The sequence below is a fragment of the Bacteroides sp. Marseille-P8574 genome, assembly GCF_902825465.1.
Classification (GTDB): domain Bacteria; phylum Bacteroidota; class Bacteroidia; order Bacteroidales; family Bacteroidaceae; genus Bacteroides; species Bacteroides uniformis.
Map to the genome: position 1 here is coordinate 181,808 of NZ_CADEBE010000001.1, position 22,213 is coordinate 204,020.

Annotated in this window: 19 protein-coding genes, 3 tRNA genes and 4 pseudogenes; 16 read left to right on the plus strand and 10 right to left on the minus strand. The window is 44.6% G+C overall.

Translation table 11 applies throughout. The annotated features are described in order from the left end of the window. Positions 1-7 precede the first annotated feature (7 nt). The 5 genes from HUX74_RS00800 to HUX74_RS00820 all read right to left on the minus strand — a co-directional run bounded on the left by HUX74_RS00800 (position 8) and on the right by HUX74_RS00820 (position 4,070). Positions 8-91 (minus strand) — tRNA-Leu (locus tag HUX74_RS00800). A gap of 40 nt (positions 92-131) precedes the next feature. Next, a tRNA-Leu gene (locus HUX74_RS00805) sits at positions 132-216 on the minus strand. Positions 217-244: 28 nt separating this feature from the next. After that, positions 245-317, minus strand: a tRNA-Gly gene (locus HUX74_RS00810). A gap of 111 nt (positions 318-428) precedes the next feature. Then, a complete protein-coding gene (nspC, locus tag HUX74_RS00815; protein ID WP_035448315.1) occupies positions 429-1,574 on the minus strand; it encodes a carboxynorspermidine decarboxylase in 1,146 nt (381 codons plus the stop codon). Positions 1,575-1,715: 141 nt separating this feature from the next. Then, the gene (locus tag HUX74_RS00820; RefSeq protein WP_119961883.1) at positions 1,716-4,070 is read right to left on the minus strand and encodes an ATP-dependent helicase; all 2,355 of its coding nucleotides are present in this window, start codon (positions 4,068-4,070) and stop codon (positions 1,716-1,718) included. Positions 4,071-4,214: 144 nt separating this feature from the next. Between HUX74_RS00820 and HUX74_RS00825 the strand changes: the two genes are divergently transcribed. Beyond that, complete coding sequence (locus HUX74_RS00825; RefSeq protein WP_117599469.1) at positions 4,215-4,835, plus strand: superoxide dismutase; 621 nt, start codon at positions 4,215-4,217, stop codon at positions 4,833-4,835. 168 nt (positions 4,836-5,003) lie between these two features. Further along, the gene (locus tag HUX74_RS00830) at positions 5,004-5,612 is read left to right on the plus strand and encodes a thiamine phosphate synthase (protein WP_117599468.1); all 609 of its coding nucleotides are present in this window, start codon (positions 5,004-5,006) and stop codon (positions 5,610-5,612) included. 13 nt (positions 5,613-5,625) lie between these two features. Here the strand turns inward: HUX74_RS00830 and HUX74_RS00835 are convergent, their stop codons facing one another. Beyond that, a complete protein-coding gene (locus HUX74_RS00835; RefSeq protein ID WP_117599467.1) occupies positions 5,626-6,510 on the minus strand; it encodes a sensor histidine kinase KdpD in 885 nt (294 codons plus the stop codon). A 434-nt stretch (positions 6,511-6,944) separates the two neighbouring features. Then, positions 6,945-7,394 (minus strand): transcriptional regulator, encoded by a 450-nt coding sequence (locus tag HUX74_RS00840; RefSeq protein WP_131226128.1) that lies wholly within the window; start codon positions 7,392-7,394, stop codon positions 6,945-6,947. 137 nt (positions 7,395-7,531) lie between these two features. Between HUX74_RS00840 and HUX74_RS20610 the strand changes: the two genes are divergently transcribed. Together HUX74_RS20610 and HUX74_RS00845 are read left to right on the plus strand one after the other, a co-directional pair. Then, positions 7,532-7,723, plus strand: a complete 192-nt coding sequence (locus HUX74_RS20610; protein ID WP_131226126.1) for a hypothetical protein — start codon at positions 7,532-7,534, stop codon at positions 7,721-7,723. Between the two features lie 16 nt (positions 7,724-7,739). Then, positions 7,740-8,057, plus strand: a pseudogene (locus tag HUX74_RS00845) (hypothetical protein). A gap of 199 nt (positions 8,058-8,256) precedes the next feature. On the opposite strand, the gene HUX74_RS20975 reads toward HUX74_RS00845, so the two are convergent. Next, positions 8,257-8,550 (minus strand): hypothetical protein, encoded by a 294-nt coding sequence (locus tag HUX74_RS20975; RefSeq protein WP_370293226.1) that lies wholly within the window; start codon positions 8,548-8,550, stop codon positions 8,257-8,259. A gap of 6 nt (positions 8,551-8,556) precedes the next feature. On the opposite strand from HUX74_RS20975, the pseudogene HUX74_RS20980 reads away from it, so the two are divergent. The 4 genes and pseudogenes from HUX74_RS20980 to HUX74_RS00860 all read left to right on the plus strand — a co-directional run. Continuing rightward, positions 8,557-8,745, plus strand: a pseudogene (locus HUX74_RS20980) (hypothetical protein); the annotation flags it as partial. Between the two features lie 63 nt (positions 8,746-8,808). Further along, positions 8,809-10,348 (plus strand): annotated as a pseudogene (locus HUX74_RS00850) (toprim domain-containing protein); the annotation flags it as partial. 42 nt (positions 10,349-10,390) lie between these two features. After that, positions 10,391-10,639 carry a hypothetical protein gene (locus HUX74_RS00855; protein WP_118696417.1) on the plus strand — a complete coding sequence of 83 codons (249 nt, stop codon included), beginning with the start codon at positions 10,391-10,393 and terminating at the stop codon, positions 10,637-10,639. 214 nt (positions 10,640-10,853) lie between these two features. Continuing rightward, complete coding sequence (locus HUX74_RS00860; RefSeq protein ID WP_174646731.1) at positions 10,854-11,090, plus strand: helix-turn-helix domain-containing protein; 237 nt, start codon at positions 10,854-10,856, stop codon at positions 11,088-11,090. Here the strand turns inward: HUX74_RS00860 and HUX74_RS00865 are convergent. Next, entirely contained in the window at positions 11,030-11,377 is a 348-nt protein-coding gene (locus HUX74_RS00865; RefSeq protein ID WP_252195245.1) for a hypothetical protein, read from the minus strand. The two genes, HUX74_RS00860 and HUX74_RS00865, sit on opposite strands and share 61 nt — an antisense overlap. 90 nt (positions 11,378-11,467) lie before the next feature. Beyond that, positions 11,468-11,830, minus strand: a pseudogene (locus tag HUX74_RS00870) (hypothetical protein). A 420-nt stretch (positions 11,831-12,250) separates the two neighbouring features. Here HUX74_RS00870 and HUX74_RS00875 point away from each other — a divergent pair. From HUX74_RS00875 to HUX74_RS20620, 8 genes are all read left to right on the plus strand, one after another. Further along, positions 12,251-12,427: a hypothetical protein gene (locus HUX74_RS00875; RefSeq protein ID WP_158562828.1), complete on the plus strand. Its 177-nt coding sequence runs from the start codon at positions 12,251-12,253 to the stop codon at positions 12,425-12,427. A gap of 205 nt (positions 12,428-12,632) precedes the next feature. Continuing rightward, complete coding sequence (locus tag HUX74_RS00880; RefSeq protein ID WP_117964421.1) at positions 12,633-12,839, plus strand: helix-turn-helix transcriptional regulator; 207 nt, start codon at positions 12,633-12,635, stop codon at positions 12,837-12,839. Positions 12,840-12,846: 7 nt separating this feature from the next. Continuing rightward, entirely contained in the window at positions 12,847-13,317 is a 471-nt protein-coding gene (locus HUX74_RS00885; RefSeq protein WP_117964422.1) for a BrxE family protein, read from the plus strand. After that, positions 13,317-14,081: a BrxA family protein gene (locus HUX74_RS00890; RefSeq protein ID WP_117964423.1), complete on the plus strand. Its 765-nt coding sequence runs from the start codon at positions 13,317-13,319 to the stop codon at positions 14,079-14,081. The genes HUX74_RS00885 and HUX74_RS00890 overlap by 1 nt, the downstream gene beginning before the upstream one ends. Then, a complete protein-coding gene (locus HUX74_RS00895; protein ID WP_117964424.1) occupies positions 14,068-14,628 on the plus strand; it encodes a DUF1788 domain-containing protein in 561 nt (186 codons plus the stop codon). The genes HUX74_RS00890 and HUX74_RS00895 overlap by 14 nt, the downstream gene beginning before the upstream one ends. Positions 14,629-14,631: 3 nt before the next feature. Next, positions 14,632-18,279 (plus strand): BREX system P-loop protein BrxC, encoded by a 3,648-nt coding sequence (gene brxC / locus HUX74_RS00900; RefSeq protein ID WP_174646033.1) that lies wholly within the window; start codon positions 14,632-14,634, stop codon positions 18,277-18,279. Between the two features lie 15 nt (positions 18,280-18,294). Then, positions 18,295-20,223 (plus strand): BREX-1 system adenine-specific DNA-methyltransferase PglX, encoded by a 1,929-nt coding sequence (locus HUX74_RS20615; protein WP_254592819.1) that lies wholly within the window; start codon positions 18,295-18,297, stop codon positions 20,221-20,223. After that, the gene (locus HUX74_RS20620) at positions 20,192-22,201 is read left to right on the plus strand and encodes a BREX-1 system adenine-specific DNA-methyltransferase PglX (RefSeq protein ID WP_254592820.1); all 2,010 of its coding nucleotides are present in this window, start codon (positions 20,192-20,194) and stop codon (positions 22,199-22,201) included. The genes HUX74_RS20615 and HUX74_RS20620 overlap by 32 nt, the downstream gene beginning before the upstream one ends. The last annotated feature ends 12 nt before the right edge of the window (positions 22,202-22,213 follow it).

Consider the following 22,213-nt stretch of genomic DNA (forward strand, 5'->3'; position numbering starts at 1 on the left):
AAAAGCGTGAAGAGAAGGAGACTCGAACTCCCACGACATAATTGTCACTACCCCCTCAAAGTAGCGCGTCTACCAATTCCGCCACCTCTCCAACTTACTTTCAACAATTCAAAGAACCGACTGCTTTACCTTGGTGCCCAGAACAGGACTCGAACCTGCATGCCTCTCGACACACGCACCTGAAACGTGCGCGTCTACCAATTCCGCCACCTGGGCATAGGTAATTGCAATCTAAACTGCGTTGAGCGGAAAACGAGACTCGAACTCGCGACCCTAACCTTGGCAAGGTTATGCTCTACCAACTGAGCTATTTCCGCGATTGCGGATGCAAAGGTAGATATTTTCCTTAAACCTGCAAACATTCTGCAGACTTTTTTCACACAGAAAAGTGTACATTTTCGCCAGGCATACAAGCAGACTTTTGATTATCAACTCATTCGCCCACGATAATCTTCATAAGAAAATTGCTTGAAAACTTCAGCTTTTCCTTCTTTTGTCCACATTGCAATGGCCGGATGGTGAATTCCATTGAACATATTCGTCTTTACAGTGGTGTAATGTATCATGTCCTCAAAGACGATTCTCTCCCCTATCTGCAGCTCATGGTCGAAACTCCACAGTCCCATATAGTCGCCGCTCAAGCAGGAGTTTCCTCCAAGGCGATAGACGTAAGGGCCCGCATCGCCCATCTCCGCTCCACGCACTGCAGGCTGATAGGGCATCTCCAGACAATCCGGCATGTGGCACGTAAAGCTAACGTTGAGAATGGCGGTACGAATGCCGCGGTTTTCCACAATGTCCACTATCTCCGAGCTCAGCACACCGGTCTGCCAAGTAAAAGCGGAACCGGGCTCAAGAATGATTTGAAGATGTGGATAGCGCCCCTTCAAGCCCTGCAACAGACGGACAAGATGCTCTACATCATAATCCTTACGCGTCATCAGATGCCCGCCTCCTAAATTCAACCACTTAATCTGTGAGAACCAGCGGGAGAATTTTCCTTCCAAGTGCTCCAATGTGTGTTCCAGCTCGTAGGAAGAAGACTCGCAGTGACAATGACAGTGAAAACCTTCAATACCCGCCGGAAGTTCTTCGGGAAGCTGGTCGGCCATTACACCGAAGCGGGTACCGGGTGCGCAGGGATTATAAAGCTCCGTTTCCACCTCAGAGTATTCAGGATTGATACGGATACCGCAGGAAATGCCGCTTCCCTCCGCCACCACTACCGGATAAAAGCGGTGGAACTGCGAAAGCGAATTGAAAGTAATATGGCTGCTGCACCGCATTATCTCCGGAAAATCGGCCTCGGTATAGGCAGGCGAGTACGTATGTGCCTTACTTCCGAACTCCTCCAATGCCAGACGGGCTTCGTAGACAGAACTTGCCGTAGAGTGGTCTATATACTCCCTGAAAATGGGAAAGGAACGCCACATGGCAAATGATTTGAAAGCGAGGATTATCTCCACACCTGCGCGGTCGGCCACACTTTTTATCAGTGCGAGGTTCTTTCTCAGCAATCCTTCTTCCATAATATAGCAGGGAGAAGGGAAAAGGGAAAAGTCTTTATTTGTCATTCTTCTATCTATATTTACTATTCTAAATTGTCCGTATGTATCGTTCTAACTGTCTTTTTTAAGATACCACAGTCCTACACTCATGCCATCATCCTCTTACAAGTATCCCGCCTCTGTGTGAGACAAAAGATGCGTACTATCCTATGACAGCACTTTGAAACGCGCGAAGCGCAGCAAAAGTTGTTTGTCTCCCGCATTCTTGAAGCGGATGGTGGCTTTCGCATTGTCTCCTTCGCCCTCCACTTTCAAAACTTCACCCAGGCCGAAACGTTCGTGCTCTATCAGTTGTCCCTGCTGTACACGGTTGGCAGACGCGCCGGCAGAAGGCGATGTACTTGCCGTATTTGCAGAAGGCGCCACCCGTTTCAGGTTACGTGGAACGGTCGGCGCAATAATCTGCTGCTTCGGCCGTACAGACACACGCTCTTTTCCTCCATACGGAGCATCTTCCCTATCAGGCGCAAAGCCTCTGGCGTTCTCCCTGCGGAAAACGGCAGCTTCCTCCTCTACCCTGCGGAACATTCCCGCATCCTGAGGCAGGCGCAGGAACCGTACGTCTATATCCTTCAGAAAACGGCTGGGACTGCCAAACTCCATCTTGCCGTACCGGAAACGCGTCTTTGCATACGATAGGAAACAGTGTTCTTCGGCACGTGTGATGGCTACATAGAACAGCCGCCGTTCTTCCTCCAATGCCCGGGGAGAGTCACCCACCATGCTGCTGGGAAAAAGATTCTCCTCCATCCCCACTACAAACACATTCTTGAACTCCAATCCCTTGGCCGAATGTACAGTCATCAGGGTTATCTTCTCATCGTCCCCATCCTTATCCGAATCCTGGTCGGTAAGAAGGGAAACTTCCGAAAGGAAGTCACCCAACAACACGTTAGAGTTTCCTTCCTCCTGCCGTTGGGCGCAAAAATCACTCATACCGTTCACCAGCTCCTCTATATTCTCCTTACGGCTCAGATTCTCGGGAGAGTTGTCTTGACACACATCATTGATGATGCCCGATTGGCGAATAATGTCAGCACCAATCTCGTAGGCATTCTTCTCCGCAGCATCTGTGATAAAGGCAGATATAAGTTCGCGGAATGCCTGCAACTTTCCCACCGTACCTTTATTGAAGTTCAAGCCATACGCCAACGGCTCACAAAGCACGGTCCACAAACTGACATTGTGCCCGGTGGCGGCAGCAATGATTTTTCCCACTGTCGTATCTCCGATACCCCGTGCAGGATAATTGATAATACGTTTGAAAGCCTCTTCATCATTGGGATTCACTATCAGACGGAAGTAAGCGATAACATCTTTGATTTCCTTGCGTTGATAGAACGACAAACCTCCGTAAATACGGTAAGGCATACTGCGTTTGCGCATGGCTTCCTCAAAAATACGGCTCTGCGCATTGGTACGGTAGAGTATCGCAAAATCAGAGTAGGCATAGCGCTTTTCACGCCGCAGTTCAGCTATCTTATTCACCACAATATCCCCTTCTTCCACGTCACTGTATGCCTGGTACACACCGATGGCCTCTCCCTTCTCCTTTTCCGAGAACACTTCCTTGCGTATCTGCCACTGGTTCTTTTCTATCAGGCTGTTGGCCGCGCGGACAATGGTCTGGGTGGAACGGTAATTCTGCTCCAGCTTGAAGACCTTCGTATCGGGATATACTTTCGTAAAATAGAGAATATTGTCAATATCGGCACCACGGAAGGAGTAGATACTCTGTGCATCATCCCCCACCACACAGACATGCTGATGGTTCTTGGCAAGTTGCAGCACGATGCTGTGCTGTGCAAAATTGGTATCCTGATACTCATCCACCAGAATGTAACGGAACTGGTCTTGATAACGCGCCAACACCTCGGGGTGGTCCCGGAACAGCAGGAATGTGTAGAACAGCAAATCGTCGAAGTCCATCGCATCCGCCTGCCGGCAACGCTCCCAATATCTCTGGTAGATGTCGCGAAGCGCCGGAACCTTGGCAGCACGGTCTCCTTCGTAAGCCTCCTTGTTGTTGGCATAGCCTGCCGGAGAAACCAGATGATTCTTGGCATTCGAGATACGCGCCTGCACCATCCCCGGCTTGTACACTTTCTCATCCAGCCCCATTTCCTTGATAATGGAACGTATCAGGCTTTTACTGTCCGCCGTATCGTAAATGGTAAACTGCGAAGTGAAGCCGATATGCCCGGCCTCGACATGCAGAATGCGCAGGAATATGGAGTGAAAGGTTCCCATCCACAGATGGCGCGCCCTCTCCGGCCCCATCTGACGGGCTATACGCTCCTTCATTTCGCGCGCCGCCTTGTTGGTAAAGGTCAATGCCAGAATGTTCCAAGGCTGGTAGCCATTCTCCAGCAGATAAGCAATCTTGTAGGTCAGCACGCGCGTCTTTCCCGAACCGGCACCGGCTATCACCAGTGACGGACCGTCATTGTATAACACCGCGTTCCGTTGTCCTTCGTTCAGTTCCTCTATATAATCGGGCATATCCGTATAATCTTAAAATGATGATATTTTTCCTTCCTTTGTTTTTACGGAGGCAAAGATAAAAAAAGCTTCGGAGACGTACGAACATTTCTATAGGTTATAGTGTTTATATAGTAAAGTTCCAAAATTAAATAATTGAAACTTATGAATACAATATTAACGATTTTAATGATAACAGTTATGACTTACGAAATGCCAAAACTTCCCTACACTAACAATGCACTGGAACCTGTAATCAGTCAGCAAACCATAGATTACCACTACGGTAAACATCTGCAAACCTACGTGAACAACCTCAACAACCTCGTTCCGGGAACGGAATTTGAAGGCAAAGACCTGGTAACCATTGTTGCCACAGCACCGGACGGTGCCATCTTCAACAATGCAGGACAAGTGTTGAACCACACATTATACTTCTTACAGCTTGCCCCGAAGCCTGCCCACAGCGAGCCTACCGGCAAGCTGGCAGAAGCCATCAAACGCGACTTCGGCAGCTTTGAGAATTTTAAGAAGGAATTCAACGCGGCAGCTGTCGGCTTGTTCGGCTCCGGATGGGCTTGGTTGTCTGCCGACAAGAACGGCAAACTCCACATCACCAAAGAAGCCAACGGTAGCAATCCGGTACGCGCCGGTCTTGTTCCGCTACTCGGATTCGACGTGTGGGAACATGCCTACTATCTTGATTACCAGAACCGCCGTGCCGATCACGTAAACGAATTGTGGAGCATCGTTGATTGGGATGCGGTAAGTAAAAGATTCAAATAGACCAACGAGGTCCCACAAAGCCATGTGAAGGACGCCTTCTTGAGTTATAAAGACGCAAGAAGGCGTTTTCTTGTTTAAAGCAGCCATCTAACATATTTTAAAGAAATTCCTTGGCTTCTACCATAAGTATTCATTAACTTTGCTAAACTTAAAAGTTAAACGAAAGAAATGAAACTCATCGTAGTAACAGCACCCACATTTTTTGTGGAAGAAGACAAGATTATCACGGCACTATTCGAAGAGGGGCTGGATATTCTACATCTGAGGAAGCCGGAAACTCCCGCCATGTATTCAGAACGACTTTTAACGCTGATACCCCAAAAATACCATAAGCGCATCATTACTCATGAACACTTCTACCTACAGGAAGAATTCAGCCTGATGGGGATTCATCTAAACACCCGCAACCCCAAAGAACCGCACGATTATTCAGGACACATCAGCTGTACCTGCCACTCGCTGGACGAAGTGCGGAACAAGAAACATTTTTATGACTATCTATTCTTGAGTCCGATATATAATTGCATCACAAAGACCGGAGTTACATCAGGCTTTACAGCCGAAGAACTACGACAAGCAGAAAAAAGTAAAATTATAGACAGCAAAGTCATGGCTTTGGGAGGCATTACCTCCGATAACATCCTGGAGATAAAGGATTACGGATTCGGTGGTGCCGTTATAATGGGTGACTTATGGAATAAATTCAACGCCTGCACCGACCGCGATTATCTGGAAGTAATCCGCCACTTCAAGAAGCTGAAGGAAATGGCTGATTGAGAGCGCAGGTAAATCAAAATTTACCGTACTCTTTGTATTCAATACCGGCAGGCAACGTAAAATAGAAAGTGGAGCCTTCCCCTTTCTTGGACTCCACACCTATACCTCCCCCATAGTGTTCCACAATGGATTTAGTGATGGAAAGCCCCAACCCCGTACCTTTAATATTGTAGTTCATCTTCACAAACCGTTCAAAGATGGCATGTCTTCCCACTTCATCAATGCCACAGCCTGTATCTGCCACATAAAAATAGAAGTTATGATTACTCAATCTCCTACAACCGATTTTCACACTGCCCATCTCCGTAAACTTCAAGGCGTTCCTCACCAAGTTACCTATAACTTGGGCAAAGCGCACGCGATCTACCACCAAACGGCATTGAGGCAGCCGTTCTACAAACTCCACCTGAATACCTGTGGGATGCGAGCGCATATTCTCTGTCGTGCAGACTTCATCAATCAGCGCGTTCACATCCGCTTCTCCATCATTATATTCCAGGGTCTTTGCCTCAATCTTTGAATAGTCCAGCAAGTCATTGACCAGTTGCAGCAGCGAGTCCTTGTTATCATTAATCTCTTTCAGGAAAGCCATACGGGTTTCTCTGTCCAGATCATCCATTTCGGCAAGCATAGTTGTAAAGCCTACAATAGCATTCAAAGGAGTACGAATTTCGTGAGTCATATTAGCTATGAAAGCATCCTTCAGCTGGTTGGATTCTTCGGCAACCTCATTAATGCGCTGCAACGTCTTCAACCTTTTGCTTTTACTGATGGAAATGATTATCATGATGACCAAAAGCAGAATGACAATCATGCCAAAACTGTATATCAATGCTTCATCCTTCTGATAGAGGCCGCTGGTCCAGACATCATATGCTGCCGTAATTGTTAGCATCATCGTTTATTGCTTGCTTATTGGAAAACTATAAAATTATAGGAAGCAAATATACTAAAGAAAATACAAATAAATTAATAGAAACTACAGTTTTTTTCCAACAAAATGGGCCGCATGCCATTACCAAGTAAAGCATGCAGTCCATAAATTCATTATTCAGTATTATTGGTATCAGCCTTCAATGGCAGCCTGTGCCACTCTAATATAGCTATGAAAATCAATTGCAAACACTTCCTGTGTAAGCGAATGTTTATTTAAAGTTTAAAGTTTGATGGATTTTCCATCATGACTTAAAGGCATCGTTGAAAAGCTGGCTTAACTATCAGATGCTTACACTATGCTGGTAAGCTCTGAGCCTGCAACTCATATCTATTACTTCACTAAAATCTTGTACTCACCACAACCTCTACCAATCTCTCCAGACTAGGCAACTATGGTTATTTCTTTATTGGTTCACCCACCTTCTCCTTATAGAAGGATATGATGAGTGTCTTATCCTCAAGTGATTCCTCCAGACGCTTGATTTCGTCAGTTAGAACCTGAATGGTCTTGTCTTTTTCCTCCAAAACAACTTTCGTTTGGGACAGCTCAGTCGCAACTTCTGAATCGCCAATCATATTATTGGCATCTCCATGAATGGATACTGCTGCCAGATATGCAGATACGTTGTGCATATCAGAAGCATACAGATCAAAGAAATTCTTCTCCAAGGCCACACTTATATCTATAAGTTTGCCTGTGTCGATGGTTTCTTTCTCCAGAATACAGTTGATGTGCTGCTGGGGCACATGAATGCACCGTCCAAGCTCTGATTTACTGATACCTAGCTCTAGACGTCGTTTATCAATCTCCCTGCCAATATGAACATGCTTTATTCCTATACTCATAGCATACGAACAAAATTTTAATTGAAGCTCAAAAAGACATCAAACATTTATTGGCTATTATAAACATAAATCATTTAATTTGGGGCGTACAAACCCATAACCATGGGGCATGGTTAAACATTAAACACCAAAGTTTTATGAATGAAATTTCTACAAAAATCCGTCCTGCGCTCGTTTCTCTTGAAGTAGGCGAAAGCATGGAGTTCCCCATCGAAAAGATGAAAAGTGTTCGAACACAAGCTTCCAAACTAGGAATGATTCTCAACCGACAGTTCAAAACCAGAACGAATCGGGAGACCCACACAATTATGGTTACACGAGTTTCGTAGACTAAACCTGAGTCCTATGAATGTTCTAGAATTCTCGGACCAAATGATTCCATACGAAGAGTTCGCCAATGACTTAGCAGCTAGAATTGCCAACATGATTCAATCCACCCATGACAACCCTGAATACATCAGTCAAAACAAGGCCTGAAGATTATTTGGCAGACGTAATGTTGAACGCTGGCGGAAGGAAGGAAAGGTTGAGCCGTGCAAACGACCAGGCAAGTTAGAATACAGAACTGCAGACCTAAGACTTCTCCAGCGGACCACTCAAAACTACTTCAAAAAAGTTCAAGTAAGAACTAAAAGAGTACGTAAGCAAGATAAAAAAGACTAGATTAAAAACGACAGCGACTATACTTAACCTCGTCATACTCCCAGAGTATAGCCACTTAATTCATTATTGGGAGACAAACCATAATAGTAGGAACTGGTTTTTATCAATTTGAATATGTAATGAGAATACCACACAAATCTGGTGTACCCCATTCTCATAGACCATTGGTATATCCAAAAAGTTTAAAGATATGATAGAATCAAAGCCAATAGTAGATCCTTTGGGAGTTCAGTAAAAAGAGCTTGTGCAGAACTGGGCGTCTGCTACAAGACATTGCGTAAATACCGGATGAACGGCTACAGCCGACAAGGTAAAGCAGGCACACAAGGATTCCTTGTATGCCGTACTGGAAAAAGTCCAGACCTTCTTTACAGACAATCTGCGCGTTTCTGCCAATGATGACAGCCGTCATGCCCGGGAATATGCCTACAACCGATAGCCGGAGGACTTCTGTGCAGAAGCAGGTATCGGTTATGCGCCACGGGAAATCCATGCGTTCATGGACTTTTGCCGACAGCAGGGACTACAGGAAGAGCTGCTGATAGAGTTGGGGATACTCCGGAAAAATGAAGACGAAAAGCTCTATCCGATGTTCCGTAAACGGATTATGATTCCAATCCGGAACAAATGGGGACGCATCATCGCTTATACGGCCCGGTATATCGGCACCACCCCCAAAGCGCCCAAATACATCAACTCCATCACCAGTCTGCTCTACACCAAGGGAGAAACATTGTTCGGCATTGACTGGGCTTTCCGTCTGCGTGACGCGGCCAACTTCATCATCGTGGAAGGAGCGCCGGATGTGCTACGCCTGCAGTCCATCGGACTGGAGAATACAGTGGCCACACTCGGCACGGCCTGGAACGAGAACCAGTTTGAGATCCTGAAGCACTACACCAACTCGCTTTGTTTCATTCCCGATACGGACCTGGCCAAGGGCAGTCCCTACGGCCCTGGTTTCAAGGCGGTCATGGCGAAGGAACTGTTTGCCCAAGTAGATTCACTTGTCAAAGAGGGGCAATGCGTCAGCCTGATCGCTGGGCTGCTGCGCTATGTCAAAGACCAGATGGTCTATACCCAGTGCATCGAGCAGTTGGGAAAGATTCACGGCAAGACCCGACTGTGGCGGAGTGCCGTGGAGCAGATACGGAACAATTCCAAGAAAAGTCCTTCCTCAACAACGATGGACCGAAAGCAGGAAAAAAGCTGACCACTGTCTTCGGGAACAATGCCCAGGTGACTTTTGGCTATCTGCTTGCTACCCTATTCCGTGACATCGTGTACCGGAAGCCCCGCCATTTCCCCATCTTGAACCTGTTTGGTGAGAAAGGTACAGGTAAGACCACGCTGGCCACCAGTCTGGAGGCTTTCTTCCTTCACGATGTGGAACCGCCCAACATGGGTGTGGCTTCCGTTCCGGCCATGAACGACCGGGGTTCCCAGGCTGTAAACATTCTTGTCGTGTTTAACGAATATAAGAACGACCTCGACATCCGGAAGATCGCCTTTCTCAAAGGACTTTGGGGTGGCGGTGAACAGACCAAGAAGAACACCCAAACGGACGGCATGGCCACACAAACCATTGTCACGACCGGAATGGTCATCTGCGGTCAGGAGAAGCCTACTCAGGACATGGCGCTCTATACCCGTGTGCTATTTCTGGAATACTCCAAGACCAGCTTCAGCATCCTGGAAAAGAAGCACTACGAAGAGCTGCAGGCCATCTGCAATCTGGGCTTGACCCATTTGACCTTGGAAATTCTCAAATACCGTGACCTCTTTAAGAAGAACCTCCAACCCTGTACGGCATCACCAAGAACGAGCTGGCCATCCGGATAGAGGATGAACAGATCCATGACCGTATCTTCGGTAACTGGGTGATTCCGCTGGCTGCTTTCCGCACGCTGGAAACCGTGCTGAACCTATCGTTCAACTACACCCAGATGCTGGAGACCTGCATCAGTGGCATGCACAATCAGAATGAACTGGCGAAGGAGAGCTCCGAGGTGGTAGATTTCTGGAACATGCTCCAGGGCTGGCAAACCATCGGCAAATGTGTGGAGAAGGTACACTTCAACATCCGTTACCTCACGAAATTCCGTCCGATGCTGACAAACACGGACATCGAGTTCAAGGAAGCCCACCCCATTCTCTACCTGAACATGGCTGCCATCTCCTCGTTGTTCAGCAGCCGGAAATCCACCCAGAACATCACGGCCAACCGCTCGTCGTGGTCCACCATCCTCTCTTACCTGAAATCTCATCCGGCCTTTCTCGGGTTAAAACAGATATGAAGAGTAAGGAACGTCTAAACGCGAAAATATTTGCGTTTGCTGGGCGAAATACAGGAAGAATGGTTACAACAGTATGAGGTAACCTCCTTACAGTTGGCCCTCTCTACCATAGCAGCCACCAACCATGTGTTCTTTAACGACATTGCCAAACAGATATATGCCATCACCATCCCCAATATAGAAACCTTAGACAATCCGCAAAGCTATTTTTCTGCCGAGGAAAATAAAGGCATTTCCATTTTGGGCAGACGCACCTTGAGTGAATATCTGTATTACCTGAAATAGACGGATGAAGAAAATTATGACATCCTAACCGATGGTCTCAAGCAGTTGATATCCGGCATTAGTAAGTTTTCAGCAGAAGCTATTACATTGGCAGACGGACAAAGCAAACTATATGACGTACGCATCAAAGAAGTACACAATGTTTCTGCCACCAGCATTCGTCAACTCTCCAGTGGCAGTAAACGGATTATACTCCCTCCTGTTCACGCTGTGCATGGCAGCCAAGAAGCAACATATTCCATTGATAATGATCAAGGAAGCCTGCCTTTACCTCGGGGTGCACCGATGTACCATCTACGACTACATCAACAATCCCGAGCGACCTTTGCCTTTTATCCGGATCTACACCGATAAAAGGGGCATCCTCTTCCAGGGAAGTGACCTCATTGCCTACAAGGAAGCGGGTCTTCCAAGAAGAGAGCGCAAGTTCAAGGACAGCCCTCGTGAATAGAAGGCTGCCTTTGGACTTGCCGGGCAGCGGAACTCAGTTCCACTGGCTCCAGGGCAGACCAGCCAAAACGGATTTGCCGTCTGCCTCGGCAAGCTGGCATCCACGAAGGACTCAATCTCCTTCACCAGGTTACTGACCTTGCCGTCCTTCATTTCTGCCGTAAAGGTAAACGGCACACCGCTCAAGGTCTTCCGATGGAAGTCAAAGAAGAGCCTGCCTTCCTTGTACTGAGCGGAAGCAGTCCAACCGAGTTGGGCTGCGATACTGAATATATTTCCATTCCTCATATCTCAGACTAAACCTACTGTTTGAGACCTTCCCGGTCCGTGACGGATAAGGCAGGTCATTTTGTTGTTACTTTCACTTCGTTCTCACACTCATTCACCCATTCTTGCAAAGAACTCCTGCAACCAGCTGTCACACAACTTCTTCAGCGGCACCGGATGGAAGTTCTCCTGCTGCCTTACTTGTAGTTTGCCGAAGCCTTGTTTGGTCAAGTCCAACTCAATGTCCGACAGCTCATTCAAGAAAATGTAGCCGTATTCGTCCTCCATCAGCCCGATGACGATACCGAAGAGGATGGTGTCGTTTCCTTCCTTTTCACCTTCAAGAATGAGCCACTACACGCCACCGAGCGCAAAGATGGCACGGCAAATAGCGTCCTTTCCCTTACCGTCCTGGGAATAGAGAGGAAAACCTTTCAAGGCTTCCTCCAACTGTGTTATCATGAGTCTGCACATAATTATATCATTTAAGTTGGTTACGTTTCCGATCCCTCTTGTGAAGCCCTTTAGAGCTTCTTGGTTGGGAAAACCGTTTTACATGCATCCCCTCACTGCGGACACCAGGGAGAATAAAGCAAGTGGGAGGACAGAGGACTTTACGGAATACCCAATTTGGCACAAATTGTAGAAGGCTGCTGGAAAGTCCTCCGTCCGAAAGCGTCAGCGGCACTTGACGTTTCTCCCGTCCGCAGTACCTTTGCACGTACAAAACGAGTTGGACCAAGAAGCTCCAATGGTTCCAAGACTTTCCTGAACATGACTCCAAGGGAAAGAATTAGCTCTAACAGGTTATCCTAGATAAATTCCTCATGAAAGCTTGCGCAACCCAATAACCCATCCATCTTGAAGATATGCTTCCCGAAAACCGTTGCCGTTGTGAGAACCTATAAAGTGAAGCGAAGTGGAGCCTTGCAGGTTCTCTCTATGGCAACGGACTGGAGTCCTCCATTCGTAGCAAAAGCCAATCAGCCGAGCTTTGCTTGGTGTCGCAGACACGGAGCAAACCGGATGGCGCATCGTCCCCAAAAGGTCGTCACTTCCGACATCGCATGAAATACGATAAGTCGGAAGTGGCGGCCAACATCTGTGAGCCAACTGCCAAAACCATTCAATGGCTCTACTTCCGCAAGCGCCAGCCTGCGTTCGGTAGAGTTATCGTGTAATTTTCATAGAAAAATCAATCAAATAATCAAACAAATATTGTATATTGTCATTCTAATGTTTTATCTTTGCGTATTACTACAATCAATTTATCATTATGGCAGAATTAAATAGGCTAAAAGTGGTTCTCGTTGAGAAAAAGAAAACAGCCAGATGGTTAGCAGATAAAATGGGTAAAGACCCTGCTACGATAAGCAAATGGTGTACTAACACATCACAGCCATCTATAGAAACTCTGGCAGAGGTGGCCAAATTGTTAGAAGCCGACATTCGAGAATTGCTAATACCTACCAATAAACAATAAGAGCAACATGAAAAATTCGGATATAGTCAATCTACTTAAATTGCGTTTTGCTGTTTACAAAGCAGGATGCGGCAAGGGACTTTGGCCATGCTTGGAAGATAATGCAGCAAAGGAATATATGAATTACCTTTTTCCTAAGTCTTCCAAATTGGCCTTTTATAATTTGATGATTAATATCGTCCAAAAGACCCATGAGAATTTTATACCTAAAGATATGTATAGCCTTTTCAAATGTCCGATACAAATAGAAGAGGAAACTTATGTCTATCTTAAACATCATTTGGACGATGACGTAAACTTAGGCATGGAGCCACTTGATTTCATCAGTTCCATGGCTACAGTGGCATGTGATCCTTGTTTTGAAGCTATAAATATTGGAAAGCTGTCAGATGATATAGACAATTCTCTAAGAGTGATGGCCTATCATTACACAAATTTATTCACCAACAGTTATTGCTGTTATCCATATTTCAATTGATGAGGAATCCTAAATACACAACTCAGTTAACTCATGGCACCGGCATGATTAATGAAACACTGTCTCTGCTCTCTATTTATCAGGAAGGCATGGACAAGGATGCGCTCATTAAGTGTGTGAAAGAAAATGATTGCCTGTCATGCAAAACGGAAAATAGACTGGTTCATATTATCTATGATGTCTTTTTCCAGAGATTTATGAAAGTAAATCCCAATGTGCCTCTTTGGCTTAAACTCATTCGTGAGTGTGGATTGTCATTGAAGCATTTTACTCAACTTCTCATGGTCTATTGTGCTCGCGAAAACGCTGTATTTTTCGATGCCGTCACAAAAATTTTGAATTCATGCAAAAATGAAGACCTGCATATTGTTGATAGGGATGCCTTCACAAAATACGTTGAAAACCTAGTAAAAGAAGGCAGAGCAAAATGGAGCGAGTCTGTACAGAAGCGTAACGCCTCTTATGTCCGTTCATGTTTTATCGATTATGAAATGATTAACCGTAAAGGCGAAATCCTACCTTATGAAGTGAACGACTTTACAATTCTTTATTTTATGCATGAACAGCATTTTGCAGGAATGTCAGATATGGCTATTTGGGAAATGGAAGAATGGCGCCTCTTTAACCTGACTCGTCATCAAGTGTTGGATAGAATAATGAACCTTAGTCTCAAAGGTGCCTATATGGCTCAGACATCTGGTGAATTGCTTACTATTTCATGGAATTACAAATCAATGGAGGAGTTTATTAATGCAACTTTATGAACAAAAATTTGAGGAAGCACTTGCTTATTTAAGTCGTCCTGATATACTTAATCCAACAGGCGACCGCCCCATCTGCTATGTGAATTATGATGTAGAGGATGCTATGGAGGTATATCGTATGATTCCCCTTCATTTGATTCCCAAAGCTAAGTTTCATGGCTTCGCCGATGTAAAAATACTTTCTATTGGCAAAGTTCTGCAAGAGTATATTCACAACCATGAATATTATGATGAAGTATGGGTAGATGAAGACAATGAATTTGATCTTTATGAAAGTATTCGGCAAGAAATACAAGACAATTCGGTTGTTGCCAATTCTATTCTTGCTGTTCAACAAGAGATGATGGCCACAGCTCACCCTTTGCTCATCCTCAAGGATCTTGAGCTTCTTCATCCTTATGATAAGATTGGTCGCATCGAACAGTTGATATACAACAAGATTGACCTTCCTATCTTAATTCTCTACCCCGGCAGCGCTCAAGGTATTGCCAAAACATTTTTAAATATTTATCCCATGGACGGTAGCTATCGTTCAAAAAACTTCTAAGACATGAATACCATAAAAGAACTATTTGATTCGTCCAAGGACATCAATCGCCGAATTGAAAGTGTTGTCACTTTTGCAGATAATAGCGAGGAGAATCTAAAAAACGAAATCAATGAATATGTAGTAACCGACAAGTTGCACGATAACTATGAAAAGGTTATCGAAGAACTGGAGTCTGCATTCCGTGATTCTTCCAACGAAGTAGGTGTTTGGGTATCTGGATTCTATGGCTCTGGTAAGAGTTCATTTGCCAAATATTTGGGATATTCTTTCCAGCAGTCATTAAAGGTGGATGGTATCAGCTTTGGGGAAAAATTGATGAATCGTATTGAAGATAATGCACTCAAGACCTTGCATCGTGCGGTTATCCAAAAGTATGATCCCCTGGTTATTATGATTGACCTTACCACTGAAGCTACAGCTGGTATTACATCGACAGTGAGCGATATAATGTATTACGAAACGTTGAAGCTCATTGGCATCAAAGCTACCGACCCTAAACTAATGGATTTTATTTCCATTCTTCAAGAAGAGGGGAAATATGATCAGTTCTGCGAAATGGTAAAAGCAGAGGGGAAAGACTGGGAGGTTATTCAATCAAAGAAGTTGATAGCCAATAAATATGCTGCCAAATTTGCACCAATCATATTGCCTGAATATTTCTCCTCTTCCGAAGAGTATAACGCTATCAAAGTTGAATCTGTTGAGAATGAAACTGATCGCTTCAAACGACTCTGTTCATTAGTTAAACAAAAATATGGCAAAGAACGCATTATCTATGTACTCGACGAAATTGGTCAATACGTAGGAGGCAGTGAAGATTTGATTCGCAGTATGCAGGGAACCATGCAAATCCTAAAATCTCAATTTAAAGGAAATGTTTGGCTCATCGGTACTGCTCAACAAACCTTGACAGAAGATAATCCTCAAGCACAAGTTAACTCAGATAAACTCTTTAAACTCAATGACCGTTTCCCCATCAAGGTTGATATAGAAGCTGATGATATCAAGGAAATCATCACAAAACGACTGTTGGGAAAGTCACCACAGGGAAAAGAAGTATTGACTGCTCTGTTCAATCGCAATGAAGCGTCCATTAAGTTGGAAACGCGATTGACAAATATGGAACGTTCGCTGTATATGAAGCCATTGACCAGCGAATTGTTTGCCAATCTCTATCCATTCTTACCCGTTCATATTGATATCTTGCTGGCTTTACTTCAAAAGCTGGCAAGCCGAAGTGGCGGCTCCGGTCTTCGTTCAGTCATCCGATTGATTAGAGACTTATTGGTAGATGGCCATTTGGCAGAATGCCCTTTAGGCAAGATGGCTACGCCGGATTTGTTCTATGATGCTCTTCATCCGTATATGGAGAAGAATCAAGACTTCCGCGAAATTGTCATTTCCGCCAAAAAAGCCATCGAACTTTATAGTAGCAACCCATTGGCTGTGAAAGTATGCAAGACGATAGCCATTATGCAATTGTTGGACGACTTTTGTTTGTCGTTCGACAATCTCTGCTCCTTGCTATTCCAACAGATTGGCCATCCATTGAGCAAACCGGAACTCCGTGCTTTACTGGATGAAATAAAAGACACAGCCGGCGTTACACTCCAAGAAATTGATGGACGTTTCAGATTCATGACCAATGCCATTCTTAGCGTCCAAGATGAACGTTCCAGAATAAATGCAACTGACTCTGATAAATTCAAAGTCATGAAAGAGTTGGTGCACGATATTCTATCCCCGGCTCCATCTGTTAGCATTTATGGCTCTAAGACAATTAGTGCAACGGTGGAATTATGCCGTGGCAGACAGAATCCCGTGTTGATTCCGGGAGGTGACATCAAACTGAACGTTCGCTTCGTGGACGCCAGCGACTTTGAGAAAGTGCATAATGCGCTCCTGACTGAAAGTACAAAAGTGGAAAATAAGCAGACCATGTTTTGGGTTTGCACCTTGCCGCAAGATATAGAGCTCTTGCTAATTGATGTGGTGAGAGACGAAACCATTTGCAACAATCATCGGCATGATACTAATAAGGAAATCCAAGATTACCTGCGAGCGCAACAAGCAGATGCCGATAAGAATCGTCAGGAAATCACACGCATTTTACGTCAATCACAAAACAACAGCGAAACCATCTGCAAGGGTTCGCCTACATCTGTAAATGGAGAAACTTACAAGACGCAAGCCTTGAAGAGTTTTGCCGAACAGGTTTACAACAAATATCCTTTGGCTTCGCGTAGCATGTCAGCTTCTGTTGTTAGTGATTTATTGGCTTATGAAGATTCTACCAAGCTGCCCGAGTCGCTCAATCCATTTGGCATTGTAGGCGATAATGGTGTTATAGAAACTGGTCATGCTGCGTTTGCTGAAATAAAGGATTATATCGCCTCAAACAATGATGCTAATGGTGGACAACTATCCGACCACTTCAGCCGTGCTCAGTATGGCTGGAGCAAAGATACCATCCGCTATTTAGTAGCATTGATGTTGAAGGCCGGCATTATCGTGGTAAGAAGTGGTGCTCAGTCATTTAAAATGTTCACCAAGAATGCTGCTGAAGCCATGAAGAATAATACATCGTTCAGCCACCTTGGGCTGTCTCTTAATACAGATGCTCACTTAAAGCCGGCAGAAATGATGATGGCTATGACTACCCTGAAGGAATTGTACAACCCGCAAGGATTATCTCCTATTCCAGCCAGCATAGCCAAAATATCATTAAAAATCGCCACGCAACGTCGAACAAAAGTGGAACAATTAAAAGACACTTTTGAAAAACTGAAAATGGCTGGAACATCTACTGTTAGTCAAGCGGTGAATTATTTGGTTAAGATTATCGAATCAGAAGGTGCCGAAGCACCTTATCTCTTTGCCAAAGACAAAGCTTGTGCTGATGCATTAAGGTTTGTCAACCTGGTGTTCAAAGCGGAGGAACAAGGGAAGGTTATCACTTCTATCAAGAAAATCCAAAAACGACTGAATGATGCCCAACGCTTGCCGCAACTCCCCACTCTGGAAATATTGAAGAATCAATTGGGAGAAGATGAACAGGCCTTCAACGATATTATGCTCGATCCAATCTGTTTTAATCACACTGCAGAATATGCGGATTTGGCTTCACGCATTGACAATGAAATTGAGCAGGCTTGCATGCACTTCTATACGGAGGCTACTCTCTTCATCAATCAGAAGAACAGCGAAATTCGTGGTTCGGAAGATTTCTGTTCATTGAAAGAGGAACAGAAGCAGAGCATCGAAGTCTTGATGAGTAAAATTGCTATTCAAGAGGGTAAAACGCTCGAACTTTTGCAGGAAATGTGCAATCAATTTACTGCTTTCTACGCTCCTCTAGGTCTATTCGATAGTCTTGAGCGAAAAGTGAAGGATTTTGTAGCAGCCAACAAACCGGCTGTTACAACGCCTGCTGAGGACGATGATACCAATCGCCCCAATGAAAGCAGTGACGAAACTGATGCCGAAAATGCTTCAGGAGCTAACGAACCTACACCAACAGTCGTTCGTCGTCAGATTAAGCGCCGCCTCACTCAGCGAAAGGATGTTGAGTCGCTTATTAATGAGTTGACTCGTCTATTGCCTCAAATGGATGAGGGCGTATCCATTGATCTTTCTTTTATTGACTAATCAAAACTTCTAGTTATGATTTCTACATCAGGACGCAAAATATTAATGCAGTTTGTGAGCGACGTCAAGACGTTGCTCACAAACAACATCATATCTTCTCTGCAGCAACATTATGGTATTTGGGCTGACGGCCGGGTTATTCCTGTCAGCCAACTAACTACAAGTAATGCGGATATTATTTATCGTGCTCGCATGCTTCGTGGCCGTTTGCAATACATCAAAAACAGCCTTCCTGCAGATAGTACAGATATCGACAAAAAAGCAGTGCAACAGCTTACAGCCGAACAAGCGTTCACCATATTGAATCGTTTTTGTGCTGTACGCATGTGTGAAGAACGTGAATTGATTATGCCCTCTATCGGTGATGGCTACGATTCTGCCGGCTTCGTCAGTTATGATATGGTAACCGGACAGGGCAGCGTGGGCTCCCGTTACGAACGCTACTGCTGGTATATCCAGTCACTCTACGATGAATTGTCTATCGAACTTCCATCGGTTTTCGACCGCTATTCTCCTTATGGATTGATGTGGCCGGATGAAACGACATTGACCAAACTCTTTGACTTAATCAACAATGAAAATCTTACGGCTTTCTATGATGACCAGACTGGCGAGACGGTAGACTTCTGGAGGGAAGACGAAACTTTGGGCTGGATTTTCCAGTACTATAATTCATTGGAGGAACGTCGCAAGATGCGTGATGAAAGCAATCGTCCGCGCAATAGTCGAGAAATGGCGGTGCGTAACCAGTTTTTTACGCCTGATTATGTCGTGCGTTTTCTCACGGACAATTCTCTGGGCCGTATTTGGTATGAAATGACCGGTGGTAAGACCTCTATTACAGATTTATGCCAGTATATGATTCATCGGCCTGACGAGGTACTGACGCCACGCCCTATTAAGGAGCCGACCGAATTGTCCATGCTTGATCCTGCTTGTGGCTCTATGCATTTTGGGCTATATATCTTCGATGTTATGGAAGCCATCTATATGGATGCCTGGGACAATCAGCCCGAATTGTTGTCACAATATCGCTACACGGAGACCCGAGAATCTTTTGCTCGCTTGGTTCCCAAACTTATTTTGGAAAACAACATTTATGGTGCGGAGATAGATCCTCGTGCTCTGCAGATTGCCGCTCTTTCGCTGTGGCTCCGTGCTCAACAATCGTGGAGTAATTTGGGCATTCCTCGCGAGGAGCGTCCGGTAATTGAGCGTTCACACCTGGTATTGGCTGAGCCGATGCCGGGCAATAAGCGTATGCTCAAATTATTGACCGAACAATTGGACAAACCCATGCAACGCTTGCTGATAAAGATATGGGACAAGATGAAGTATGCAGGCGAAGCGGGCTTGCTCATTAAGATGGAGCAGGAAATAGAAGCTGAAATTGAAGATTTACGCAAGAATTGGAGTGAAGTAAATAAATATGTAGATGCCAGTTTATTTGATTCGGAGGAAAAGATAAAAGAAATTGGCGCTGTAAACAAAAAGCTTCATGTTCTTATCAATAAGAAGGAAGCCAAGGAAGCTTTCTTCGCTACAGTTGTAGAGAAGTTGCAAGAGGCATTGCACACGGTTTCTTCTCGTCTGTCGGAAGAAGAAGGCTACGAAAATACCTTGTTTGCCAATGATGCGGTACGCGGGTTTGCTTTCATTGAACTGTGTCAGAAGCGATACGATGTAATTTTGATGAATCCGCCTTTTGGAGAAGGATCAGAAAGTACGATTGACTATTTAGATACCCATTATTCCTGTTGGTGCAAAAACCTTGTTTGCGCTTTCTTCGATCGCATGCAAGAATTATTGGTCAACGATGGACTCGTTGGGGCTATCTTTGACCGTACTGTGCTCATCAAATCCTCTTACGAACCATTCCGCAAGAAAAATATTTGCGGTTATATTTCAGCTTGTGCAGACAGGATGGAATGTTTTAGATGCTAATGTAGAAACATCAACGCTAGTAATCAGTAAAATAAGTTCAAACAAGGAAGGAGTTTTTATAGACTTATTGGATACGGACAACAAGGAAAGTAAACTTGAAAACGCTATAAAGAATTCTGATTCTATCTCAGACGTTTATTGGTCTAAGTCTATTGATTATTCAAATCTTCCTAATACTGTAATTGGTTATAAATTTGACGGAAAACTACTAAATCTATTTAATTGCAAGAATATCGAACAGAGAGGAATGCCTGCACAACGAGGAATGGCACTTGTTGCAGATGTGCACTTTAGATTATTTTACGAAAGCAACAAACAGCTACTAAACGTGCGTCATATATACGAAGGAAGCGGATACACTCTCTTTTATACTCAATATAGAGACTTTATGATCTGGGAAAGAAATGGTGATATTGCTAAGACCTATCCCAACTTTAGGCCAACAGGTATTGATTCGGTTGGAAGTTCAGGCCTCTGCTATGGTAAACGTGGAGATATTCTAGATGCACATATTCTTAAAAGAAACCTCTATTTTACGGTAGAAGGGCAAACTATTCCCCGCTTAAATAAAGAAAGCTCTTTTACAATGCTATCATATATCAATTCTATTGTATCGCAATATGCAATAAATCAATATACTGGTCAACATAAGCCTTCTGGCTATATGAATCTTCTCCCCATGCCCGACTATGCCGATCGTCAGGCTGATATTGAGCGCATTATTACTGAAATCATTGACATCAAACGCTGGTGGTTCAGTTTAGATGAAACCAACCTGGAATATCATGGCTTGATTGCACAGATTATGCATGGTCACCATTTAGGAGAAAGTTTAGATCAACTGCAAGAAAAACTTACTGCTGATTATACCCGCTACCAAGAGTTAGTGAAAGAAAACGACGACTTATGGATGGACTTGGCAGAGATTGAAGTAGACAGTGACTTCAGAGCCACGCTCAATGCCTATAAGAGTTGCCGTCCTTATGAAGAACTACTCTCCATCGATGGTGCCAGCAATGGGAATGTCATCAATAAACAAGTGATGGCGCAAGAAATCGTCATGGAGTTGGTTGGCATGGCTTTCGGCAGATGGAATATCCGCTATGCAGCCCAGCCCGAAACCATTCCTCCCTTTGGCGATGTATTCGACGCCTTGCCCTTTATGCCAGTAGTATCGTTCCAGTCTGAAGAAGCGCAGCTATATCCGCTTACACTACCGACTGACGGCATTCTGATAGGTGATGATCAGCATCCTGACAGTTTAGTAAAGCGCGTGCAGGAAGTGATGCACAGTCTCTGGAAAAATGATGCAGATGAAATGGAAAGCGAACTCTGCCAGTTAATAGGTGTAGATAGTTTGCAAACTTATTTGGAATCGCCTAATGGTTTCTTCGATTACCATTTTAAGCGCTATACCAAGAGCCGCAGAAAAGCACCTATCTATTGGCCGGTTTCATCACCGGAGGGCGAAATTACCCTTTGGGTGTATTATCCCCAACTGAGTAGTCAAACACTGCCTCACTTACTCTTGTTGTTGAGCAAAGAACATACCGCTGCACAAAGCGATTTGACAGCAGCTCAACTGGCTAACGATAAGAAACGAGAGGCAGCCTTGCTCAACCTAATGGGCGATATACGCACATTGGAGGCAGAACTCCAACAATTGAATGATTTGCCATATAAGCCCAATCATGATGATGGTGTTCCGGTAACAGCAGCACCATTGCGCAATGTGTTCCGCCACAACGCATGGAAAAAGGAATGCCTGAGCAATTGGGAGAATCTACAAAAGGGTGAATATGACTGGAGCCATTTGGCTTATGCTCTCTATCCGGCTCGCATCCGAGACAAAGCGAAAAAGGATTGGTGCATGGCCTTGACCCATGGTCTTGAGGAATTGTGCGAAAACAAGCCCAAGGAAAAGAAACCAAGAAAAAAATGCAGCGAAGGACCAACGATGCAATTGTTTGACTTATAAACACTTCTATCT

Excerpts from the sequence above, each read along its gene's own strand:
- nspC (WP_035448315.1), bottom strand. The coding sequence starts at position 1,574 with ATGACAAATAAAGACTTTTCCCTTTTCCCTTCTCCCTGCTATATTATG.
- HUX74_RS00820 (WP_119961883.1), bottom strand. The coding sequence starts at position 4,070 with ATGCCCGATTATATAGAGGAACTGAACGAAGGACAACGGAACGCGGTG.
- HUX74_RS00825 (WP_117599469.1), top strand. The coding sequence starts at position 4,215 with ATGAATACAATATTAACGATTTTAATGATAACAGTTATGACTTACGAA.
- HUX74_RS00830 (WP_117599468.1), top strand. The coding sequence starts at position 5,004 with ATGAAACTCATCGTAGTAACAGCACCCACATTTTTTGTGGAAGAAGAC.
- HUX74_RS00835 (WP_117599467.1), bottom strand. The coding sequence starts at position 6,510 with ATGATGCTAACAATTACGGCAGCATATGATGTCTGGACCAGCGGCCTC.
- HUX74_RS00840 (WP_131226128.1), bottom strand. The coding sequence starts at position 7,394 with ATGAGTATAGGAATAAAGCATGTTCATATTGGCAGGGAGATTGATAAA.
- HUX74_RS20610 (WP_131226126.1), top strand. The coding sequence starts at position 7,532 with ATGAATGAAATTTCTACAAAAATCCGTCCTGCGCTCGTTTCTCTTGAA.
- HUX74_RS20975 (WP_370293226.1), bottom strand. The coding sequence starts at position 8,550 with ATGGATTTCCCGTGGCGCATAACCGATACCTGCTTCTGCACAGAAGTC.
- HUX74_RS00860 (WP_174646731.1), top strand. The coding sequence starts at position 10,854 with ATGGCAGCCAAGAAGCAACATATTCCATTGATAATGATCAAGGAAGCC.
- HUX74_RS00865 (WP_252195245.1), bottom strand. The coding sequence starts at position 11,377 with ATGAGGAATGGAAATATATTCAGTATCGCAGCCCAACTCGGTTGGACT.
- HUX74_RS00880 (WP_117964421.1), top strand. The coding sequence starts at position 12,633 with ATGGCAGAATTAAATAGGCTAAAAGTGGTTCTCGTTGAGAAAAAGAAA.
- HUX74_RS00885 (WP_117964422.1), top strand. The coding sequence starts at position 12,847 with ATGAAAAATTCGGATATAGTCAATCTACTTAAATTGCGTTTTGCTGTT.
- HUX74_RS00890 (WP_117964423.1), top strand. The coding sequence starts at position 13,317 with ATGAGGAATCCTAAATACACAACTCAGTTAACTCATGGCACCGGCATG.
- HUX74_RS00895 (WP_117964424.1), top strand. The coding sequence starts at position 14,068 with ATGCAACTTTATGAACAAAAATTTGAGGAAGCACTTGCTTATTTAAGT.
- brxC (WP_174646033.1), top strand. The coding sequence starts at position 14,632 with ATGAATACCATAAAAGAACTATTTGATTCGTCCAAGGACATCAATCGC.
- HUX74_RS20615 (WP_254592819.1), top strand. The coding sequence starts at position 18,295 with ATGATTTCTACATCAGGACGCAAAATATTAATGCAGTTTGTGAGCGAC.